Raw genomic sequence first — 8,614 nt, forward strand, 5'->3', positions numbered from 1 at the left:
TGCCAGGGTGGCACGGCAAAAAAAACACAGGCTAAAATAGATTCCACCATAGTAACCAATGCAACGGCAAGCCCCGATTCTATTCGGTGCTTCCAGTACATTAAAAACCGGGATACTGCCACCCTATCGTTAAAAACAGCGGATAATAAGGTAACAGGTACATTAGGTTATAATTTATACGAAAAAGATAAAAATGCAGGTATAATAGCCGGAATTGTTAAAGGCGATACCATAATTGCTAACTATACTTTTCAGTCTGAAGGCAAAACATCTATTAGGGAAGTGGCTTTTTTGAAAAAGGGTGATCAGCTAGCAGAGGGATTTGGCGATGTAGAGGAAGTAAAAGGAAAAACCAAGTTCAAAGACCTAAGCAAACTAAAGTTTGATGGATTAATGACTTTTGACAAAATTGATTGTAAATAAATTCCGAAGAACCGTCATTCTCAACTTGATTGGGAATCTTAATGCCTAACAAAAGTGCTTTAAGATTCCCGCATACGCGAGAATGACGATTTTCTATAATCTGAGCTTTACTTAGTTACTGCTTCCTTTGCTGCTTTCGTCCATTCTTCGCTTAATTTAAGCATATAATCAGAGTATTTTTGTATTTCATCTGGCTTTAGCTTGCTTGCCCAGCCCGTTGCCTGATTTGCCCAAGCCGTGTATTTATCGCTTAACGCTTTAATTTCTGCAGCATTTTTACTTTTCACAGCTGCAACATATTCGTCTTTAAGTTTAGCATATTCAGCAAGCCCTTTGTTTACCTCTTCACTTGAGAAAGTTGGAACATCGGTTTTAACTGTTTCAGTTGTTTTTGTCGTTATTTTGGTAATGGTGTCTCCATTAGCGGAAATTTCACTAGAGTCTTTGGTTGTTTCCGTTTTTTTAGTGCTATCACACGAAACTAATGTAGAAGCCAATAAGCCTGCTGCAGCGATAGATAAGATGGTGTTTTTCATGATTAATTTGGTTTTAGTCCTGAACAGACGAAATATGATGCCAAATCATAAAAAATCCGATCAAATACTTAAATATTGTGACCGGATATTTTAATTATATTAAATATTGTTGTGCTATAAGTCTTCAAAGCGTTCCCAAAAACCATCAACAGGCAGCTTGGCAAATATATTTACGGGTTCTTTTTTAACCGGGTGTATAAATTGTAAACGGCGGGCATGTAGGCAAATGCTCCCTTTTCTGCTTCCGCGGGGATAGCCATATTTATTATCACCCATAATCGGGCACCCCATTGATGAGAGCTGAACCCTGATCTGGTGCGAACGTCCGGTTAAGGGATCTACTTCTAAGAGGTAATAATCGCCAACCTTCGCCTTTACTTTGTAAGAAAGCTCCGCACGCTGACTACCAGTAACCTCTGTATTATAATAGGAAACGACATTTTTCTGCGGGTTTTTAACCAGCCAATGGATCAAAGTAGCCGACTCTTTCTCCGGCTTGTTCTTCACCACTGCCCAATAGGTTTTCTTTACTTCTCTATTTTTAAAAACGGCATTCATCCGTTCCAAAGCCTTACTCGTTTTAGCAAATAAGATTACGCCGCTCACCGGCCGATCTAATCGGTGTACTACACCCAAAAAAGCACCATTGGGTTTATTGTACTTTTTAGCGATATACTTTTTCACCTGTTCATCCAAAGGCTCATCGCCGGTTTCATCAACCTGCACAATATCACCTGCTCTTTTATTAATGGCGATTAAATGGTTGTCTTCAAAAAGGATGTCGTTATCGGTAATTGGCATCGGTTAGTTTATTGGTTCATTCGTCATTAGTTCACTTAACAAGGCAAATCGTCTATTGCAAAAGTCAATTGGTTAATTTGTTTAAAGTTGGATGGTTTATCTGCGCTTGAAAAAACTCCAAACTCAAAACGCCCAACCCAAACTTAATACTGTTCTTTCTCGTTCGGGAAATCGTTTGCTTTTACATCACGAATGTACGATTGTGCTGCGCCTAAAATTTCATCGTATAAATTAATATACTGACGTAAAAAACGTGGTTTAAACCCTTTTGTTAAGCCAATCATATGTAAAGCCAAAACATCTGTTTTTAACTTATTTGCTTCTTCTTCTTCCTTAGCGCGGACTGTATATGTTCCGAATTTATAAATCGACTGAGGTGTTAAACCCAAATGCCCCATTACAGGTATTCCTGCTGTGATAATACGTTGAACCGATTCGATAATTTCTTCGCCGCCTTCCAATTTAACACCGTGGGCGCCCGATTCTTTCATAATCCTTATCGCTGAGTTCAAAGCTTCCTTTGAATTTCCCTGATAAGAGCCAAAAGGTAAATCGACAACAACAAAAGCACGTTTAACTGCCCTGATTACCGAGGCAGCATGGTAAATCATCTGATCTAGCGTAATAGGCAAAGTTGTTTCGTGACCAGCCATTACATTAGAAGCAGAATCACCTACAAGTAAAACGTCTAATCCTGCATCATCTAAAATGGTAGCCATCGAGTAATCGTAGGCCGTTAACATAGATATTTTTTCACCACGTTGCTTCATTTCCTGTAAAGTGTGCGTGGTGATGCGTTTGATTTCTTTATGTACCGACATGGGATTTGTTTTGTGTTGCCAAAAGTATTGTTTTTTCTTTAATTAAGCTGAAAAGACTAAAGGTAAAAGACCAAAGCTATTTCAGGCCAAAATCATTTTTTATTTAAATCGTGTCTCACTGCTTTCAGCTTTAGTCTTTCTGCTTTTAGCTCCAGCCTTATTTCACTTTTCTCTTTACATTTCCAATCTAAAACTCTATCTTTGTACCCCGAAATGGAAGGGATATATTCATCTTTTTTTGCACCCAGCAAAAACGGCTTTAATGCCGAAAGCCATTCTTTTTTCAACTCTTTTTTAAATCAAAATCCATATTGTAATTACCATGACTAACTACACTGGCACCACTACTGGCGAAATTTGTTTTAATACCGGGATGACAGGTTACCAGGAAATTTTTACTGATCCAAGTTATTTTGGCCAGATAATGGTTACCACCAATGCGCATATTGGTAATTACGGTATCCACAAAGATGAAATCGAATCAGGTTCGATTAAAATTGCTGGTTTAGTCTGCAAAAATTACAACATCGTTTATAGCCGTAAAGAAGCAACAGAATCGATTCAGGATTATTTTCAGAACGACAACTTGGTTGCCATTTCTGATATTGACACACGTGCGTTGGTTCGCCACATTAGAGATAAAGGCGCAATGAATGCGATTATTTCTTCTGAGATTACGGATTTAGAAGAATTAAAACAAAAATTAGCCGAAGTACCTTCAATGGAAGGTCTAGAGCTTTCATCTAAAGTAAGTACAACCGAGCCTTATTTTTATGGCAACCCTGAAGCGAGCTTAAAAGTGGCGGCTTTAGATTTAGGTATCAAGAAAAATATTTTGCGCAGTTTCGAAAACCGCGATATCTACGTTCAGGTTTTCCCGGCGAAAACTACTTTTGCCGAAATGGAAAAATTCAGCCCTGATGGTTATTTCATTTCTAACGGCCCTGGCGATCCATCAGTGATGCCTTACGCCGTAGAAACAATCAAAGATATTCTAGCGGTAAATAAACCAATGTTCGGGATCTGTTTAGGTCACCAGTTATTGGCCGAAGCTAATGGTATTGGCACCATGAAAATGTTTAACGGTCACCGTGGATTAAACCATCCGGTAAAAAACATTATCAAAAACCACTGCGAAGTTACCTCACAAAACCACGGTTTTGGTGTAATTCCTGATGAGGTTAGAAACTCTGATAAAGTAGAGATTACCCACGTTAACTTAAACGATAAATCAATCGAGGGTATCCGTGTTAAAGGTAAAAAAGCATTTTCGGTTCAGTATCACCCAGAGTCTTCACCAGGTCCACACGATTCGCGTTACTTATTCGACGATTTTGTTGATGTAATGAAGGGCGAATTATCCTGGTAAACTACAAGTCTTTTTATTAAAGCATTAAAACACTGCTCAATCCTATTGGCAGTGTTTTTTTATTTAAATTAGAACATGTTGAAAAACCTTTTTATTGCGTGTATTGCTGTTTTATTATGTTTCTTCAGCTCCTGTATTTCCAGATTATCAAGACCGGCAATTACAGGCACTATATTGGATTATCAGAACAACCCTGTTGTTGGCTGTAAGGTGGGCGAAACCATTACAGATGCAAATGGTAAGTTTTATTTAAAAGAACTCCGTTATAGTAAATTTTTCATATCCGAAATCTTCATGATGGAAGCCCCTCCCCTTCACTTTTCTGAAATTATAAAAAAAGAAGGATTTTTGAGTTACAACATAGAAGGACATAACCCTTTTGGTGGCGGACAGGGAAAGGGTGCAGCTGCTAGCATCGACACGATTTACTTAAAAAGAATAAATGAAGTACTTAACGCTAAAGATTATATTTATGCGGACTGGAAATTTGTCGCAAATAAAAGCTTAGACACCCTCTATGGCACAAATGCCAATTTCAGGCTTCAAAATTCAGTAACCAATAACAGGGAATTTGTAGAGAAAATACAATATGGGTTAATCTATAAATTTAACGCGACAAAAAAGCCCGATACCACGTGGAGTATTGAATCATATGATCTAAAAACTACCTACTTGGTATCGCTTAAAACCAATGGAACCTTTACGGGAAAAAAGGTACGCGAATACCAAAACCCCTGGAAACACAGAATGGAATACGATCGCACTTATAGAGAATCGTATGTTATTCCTGCCGACAGTATAAATACAAAAGGAAAGTTTAGTTTTCTAAAAGATCAAATTGTTTTCGGCGAAGCTTTTAACAAGGCTAAAAACACTTATAAAATAGACTCGATAGATCGCGATGTGATCATTTTAACCAAAAAGAGCACCAATTAATGTTTTTACCTACTACAAACATCATTTTACCGACATTTTCGGTTATCCATCTACAAATTCATTCTCTATTCATTTAAAGCTGCTTACATTCGCAACATGGAAACAAAAAAAGCCATTATCAGCGTTAAAAACCTGGTAAAAAAATACGATGATTTCGTGGCCGTTCAAGGGCTTAGCTTTGAAGTTTACGAGCATGAGATTTTTGGTCTGCTTGGCCCTAATGGTGCCGGAAAAACCACTACCCTCGAAATTATTGAAACCCTAAGGGATAAAACCTCCGGAGAAATTATCGTTGATGGTTTTTCTGTCGACAAACAGCCGCAGGATATTAAACAGATTATTGGCGTACAGCTACAAGCAGCTGGTTATTATCCAAATCTGAATCTCATCGAACTGATCGAACTTTTTGCTGGTTTATATGGTGCCAGCATCAAACCGATGGAAATGCTGGAGAAAGTAAACCTTCAGGATAAGGCCAAAGCCAAATACAAAGCACTTTCTGGCGGCCAGAAACAGCGCTTCTCTATAGCAACTACATTAATCAACCAACCCAAAATTATTTTTTTGGATGAGCCCACTACAGGCTTAGACCCACAGGCCCGAAGAAATCTCTGGGATCTGATTATCGAAATCCGAAATGCAGGCACCACCRTTGTAATCACCACCCACTATATGGACGAGGCTGAACAACTTTGCGATCGCGTTGCTTTTGTAGAACGCGGACAGATTATCGCGCTGGATACTCCTGATAATTTAATAGATAAATTAGTGAGCAGTGGTTTTGAGCGCAAAAAAGAGGTTAAAAAGGCCAATCTGGAAGATGTTTTCATCAATCTTACCGGCCAGGAATGGAGAGAATAATTAATTTTCTTTTGAAAAGCAAGGACAGCATTACAATTAACGTTACGCCCGCTTTCCGTTACAATCTTTTTGTAAATCCATCAATAGGTAATAAAACATCTAAAACAAAAAGGATTTACACTACAATCGGGTTTAAGAACATAAAAACAGTACAACTATTAATCAAATAGTAAATGAAAAAATACAATAACCTTACAGCAACCCTTGCCCTTGCCAAAGCGAGTTTCCGGTCAATTATGCGGAGCCCATCGGCAGTGGTATTTACGCTTGCTTTTCCTTTGATATTTATTTTAGTCTTCGGATTTTTAGGTGGCGGAGGAACACGCATCGATGTGGGCGTAGCACCGGGCTCTGATGTAAACAACCCGGTAATGGGCATGTTGGAAAAAACAGGAATGATCCGCCTGGTTAAAGATAAATCGAAAGCTGAGTTTGATAAACTGTTAGAAAAAGGCAATGTTGATGCCATGATTGATGTTCACAGAAAAGTCAATTCAGCTGCTTATTCGGTCAACGTAGTTTACACCTCCGCATCAAGAGATAAAGGCGGGATTTTAAAATCGGTTTTAAACAATATTTTTTACGATAAAACATTAAAACCGACAGTAGCAGAGATAAAAGAAAGCACCATTACTGGCCGCGAATATAAAACCATCGATTTTATACTTCCTGGGCAGTTAGGTTTCTCGCTATTAAGCACGGGTGTTTTCGGAACTGCATTCGTTTTTTTAAGTCTGCGCCAAACCCTGGTTATTAAACGCTTTTTTGCAACACCAGTAAGGCGTTCAAGCATTGTAATCGGCGAAGGTATTGCCCGCATTGGTTTTGCCTTAATTGGTGCGTTGTTTATCATTTTGATAGGTCATTTCTTTTTTGGCTTTACACTCGTCCATGGTGCGCTCACCGTCGTCAATATGCTCATACTGGCTACGCTTGGTGTGATTGTTTTTATGGGCTTTGGTTTTATCATTTCAGGCATTGCTAAAAACGAAAGTATGGTACCACCCATCTCGAACATCGTTACTTTACCACAGTTTTTACTATCAGGGACATTCTTTTCTATCGAGGCTTTTCCTAGCTGGTTACAGCCCATTAGTAGAGCATTACCCCTTACCTATTTAAACGATGCCATGCGCAAAGTGGCTTTTGAGGGCTTGGGCTTATGGGACGTTAAATTCCAGATCATGATCCTATTGCTTTGGGGCATTGGTATTTACGCTGTTGCGGTAAAAGTATTCAAATGGGAATAACTGAAAAAAGAAGGTTTTTAAATGGTAGCAAATCAGCTATCATTTTTTTTGGATAAAAATCTTTAATATCGGATAAGTGAATTTTTAAATCAAACCGATAGTTATTATATTTGGGTATGTGGAAATTCGATTTAAGCGATTTAGAAGAACTATTACCTCAAATAGACAGGTTGTACGAGAAAAAAGCCAGGTTAGAAACCTCAAGGCCACTGCCTAATAGCGCGCTACACCGTATCAAAGAAGACCTTACCTTAGAATGGACTTACAACTCCAATAGCATAGAAGGAAACACTTTAAGCCTCAAAGAAACCCAAATAGTTTTACAGGAAGGTATGACCGTTAAAGGGAAATCATTGAGAGAGCATTTTGAAGCCTATAACCACGCAAAAGCCATCGATTACCTCTATACCATAGTCAATAAGAACTACGCGCTTAGAAGCATCGATATTTTGTCGCTTCATGGCTTAGTGCTCAGGAGCATTGAAGATGATTATGCAGACCGGCTAAGAAACGGCGGTGTTCGTATTGTTGGTGCAAATTTTACACCGCCCAACGCTAACAACGTTTCTGATCTATTAGATGAATTAGTTGGCTTCGTTAATGATAATCCTTTAGGCTTAAATGACATTTTACTGTCTACTATTTTCCATCATAAATTGGTTTGGATTCATCCTTTTTTTGATGGAAATGGCCGTACGGTGAGGCTTGCCATGAATTTACTGCTCATGCGCAAAGGCTTCCCACCTGCCATTATCCTTAAAAACGACAGAAAGAAATACTACGAGGCACTTAACCAAGCCAACAAGGGTAATTACCATAAGCTTTGTTTGTTAATGCTGCAGGCTCTGGAGCGCTCGTTAAACATCTATATAAATGCATTGCCAGGAAACACCTACGGAGATTACGAACTAATATCGCATATTGTTTCAGAACCTGATGTTCCATATGGGCAGGAGTATGTGAGTTTGTTAGCGAGGCAGGGCAAAATAGATGCTTACAAAGAAGGTAGAGATTGGCTTACCACAAAATCGGCAGTTCAAAGCTATATCAAAACACGAAAAAGAAAACGTTAACCTTTTTTAACTTTTTACAGACTGATATTGATGTAATTTTACCGAAAAATATTTAATGAAAAGCTTGATTATCTTTTGCAGTATTTTATTGATTGCCAATACTTCAAAAGCACAGTTTAAATTCTTAGCTAATAACAGCTCTGACCAATACAAGGCCAAAATTTTTGTTGATAAATGCGAAGGTAATGCTTGTAGCGGAAAAGCTACAATTATTATTTACGATAAGGCCACAGATAGAGAAGTAGACACCTTCCATTCTGAAGATTTAGATTTTGGCCTAACTGAAACCCAGAATGCCAAACTTGGATGGCTCGATCTGGGCAAATACCAAACACCTTTAATTTTTAGCGATTTTAATTTTGATGGTTTTGAAGATATCGCCATAAGAAATGGCAATAATGGTGCTTATGCCAGTCCATCTTACAACATTTATTTATCATAAAAATAAAATAAGTTTTTACTGAATAAAGAACTTACTAAACTGGCAAGCGAAAACCTGGGCATGTTCGATATTGATAAAAAAACAAAGCAGATTGCCATCCAC

Annotated in this window: 11 protein-coding genes; 7 read left to right on the plus strand and 4 right to left on the minus strand. The window is 38.2% G+C overall.

Annotated elements, in window-relative coordinates; translation table 11 throughout:
* Window positions 1-423 (plus strand): hypothetical protein (locus AC1DND_RS16770; protein ID WP_477583319.1); only part of this gene is annotated, 423 nt, incomplete at its 5' end.
* Between the two features lie 107 nt (window positions 424-530).
* On the opposite strand, the gene AC1DND_RS16775 is transcribed toward AC1DND_RS16770, so the two are convergent.
* From AC1DND_RS16775 to AC1DND_RS16790, 4 genes are all read right to left on the minus strand, one after another.
* Window positions 531-959, minus strand: a complete 429-nt coding sequence (locus AC1DND_RS16775) for a hypothetical protein (protein ID WP_477583321.1) — start codon at window positions 957-959, stop codon at window positions 531-533.
* A gap of 114 nt (window positions 960-1,073) precedes the next feature.
* Window positions 1,074-1,760, minus strand: a complete 687-nt coding sequence (locus tag AC1DND_RS16780) for an RluA family pseudouridine synthase (RefSeq protein ID WP_108198402.1) — start codon at window positions 1,758-1,760, stop codon at window positions 1,074-1,076.
* A gap of 143 nt (window positions 1,761-1,903) precedes the next feature.
* Entirely contained in the window at window positions 1,904-2,581 is a 678-nt protein-coding gene (locus AC1DND_RS16785; RefSeq protein ID WP_477583323.1) for a 3-methyl-2-oxobutanoate hydroxymethyltransferase, read from the minus strand.
* A gap of 92 nt (window positions 2,582-2,673) precedes the next feature.
* Window positions 2,674-2,868, minus strand: a complete 195-nt coding sequence (locus tag AC1DND_RS16790; RefSeq protein WP_477583325.1) for a hypothetical protein — start codon at window positions 2,866-2,868, stop codon at window positions 2,674-2,676.
* Window positions 2,869-2,903: 35 nt separating this feature from the next.
* On the opposite strand from AC1DND_RS16790, the gene carA reads away from it, so the two are divergent.
* The 6 genes from carA (at window position 2,904) to AC1DND_RS16820 (ending at window position 8,512) form a co-directional block, all read left to right on the plus strand.
* Window positions 2,904-3,950 carry a glutamine-hydrolyzing carbamoyl-phosphate synthase small subunit gene (carA, locus tag AC1DND_RS16795; protein WP_477583327.1) on the plus strand — a complete coding sequence of 349 codons (1,047 nt, stop codon included), beginning with the start codon at window positions 2,904-2,906 and terminating at the stop codon, window positions 3,948-3,950.
* Between the two features lie 75 nt (window positions 3,951-4,025).
* The gene (locus AC1DND_RS16800) at window positions 4,026-4,886 is read left to right on the plus strand and encodes a hypothetical protein (protein WP_477583329.1); all 861 of its coding nucleotides are present in this window, start codon (window positions 4,026-4,028) and stop codon (window positions 4,884-4,886) included.
* A 96-nt stretch (window positions 4,887-4,982) separates the two neighbouring features.
* Window positions 4,983-5,747 (plus strand): ABC transporter ATP-binding protein, encoded by a 765-nt coding sequence (locus tag AC1DND_RS16805; protein WP_477583331.1) that lies wholly within the window; start codon window positions 4,983-4,985, stop codon window positions 5,745-5,747.
* A 173-nt stretch (window positions 5,748-5,920) separates the two neighbouring features.
* Window positions 5,921-6,997 (plus strand): ABC transporter permease, encoded by a 1,077-nt coding sequence (locus AC1DND_RS16810; RefSeq protein WP_477583333.1) that lies wholly within the window; start codon window positions 5,921-5,923, stop codon window positions 6,995-6,997.
* 116 nt (window positions 6,998-7,113) lie between these two features.
* Window positions 7,114-8,070 carry a Fic family protein gene (locus tag AC1DND_RS16815; RefSeq protein WP_477583334.1) on the plus strand — a complete coding sequence of 319 codons (957 nt, stop codon included), beginning with the start codon at window positions 7,114-7,116 and terminating at the stop codon, window positions 8,068-8,070.
* 55 nt (window positions 8,071-8,125) lie between these two features.
* A complete protein-coding gene (locus AC1DND_RS16820) occupies window positions 8,126-8,512 on the plus strand; it encodes an XAC2610-related protein (RefSeq protein ID WP_477583336.1) in 387 nt (128 codons plus the stop codon).
* The last annotated feature ends 102 nt before the right edge of the window (window positions 8,513-8,614 follow it).

The sequence above is a fragment of the Pedobacter sp. 01N416 genome (assembly GCF_056399685.1).

Bases quoted from the DNA above. Each gene is read 5' to 3' on its own strand.
- carA (WP_477583327.1), top strand. From the start codon at position 2,904: ATGACTAACTACACTGGCACCACTACTGGCGAAATTTGTTTTAATACC.
- AC1DND_RS16800 (WP_477583329.1), top strand. From the start codon at position 4,026: ATGTTGAAAAACCTTTTTATTGCGTGTATTGCTGTTTTATTATGTTTC.
- AC1DND_RS16815 (WP_477583334.1), top strand. From the start codon at position 7,114: ATGTGGAAATTCGATTTAAGCGATTTAGAAGAACTATTACCTCAAATA.
- AC1DND_RS16820 (WP_477583336.1), top strand. From the start codon at position 8,126: ATGAAAAGCTTGATTATCTTTTGCAGTATTTTATTGATTGCCAATACT.
- AC1DND_RS16780 (WP_108198402.1), bottom strand. From the start codon at position 1,760: ATGCCAATTACCGATAACGACATCCTTTTTGAAGACAACCATTTAATC.
- AC1DND_RS16775 (WP_477583321.1), bottom strand. From the start codon at position 959: ATGAAAAACACCATCTTATCTATCGCTGCAGCAGGCTTATTGGCTTCT.
- AC1DND_RS16810 (WP_477583333.1), top strand. From the start codon at position 5,921: ATGAAAAAATACAATAACCTTACAGCAACCCTTGCCCTTGCCAAAGCG.
- AC1DND_RS16785 (WP_477583323.1), bottom strand. From the start codon at position 2,581: ATGTCGGTACATAAAGAAATCAAACGCATCACCACGCACACTTTACAG.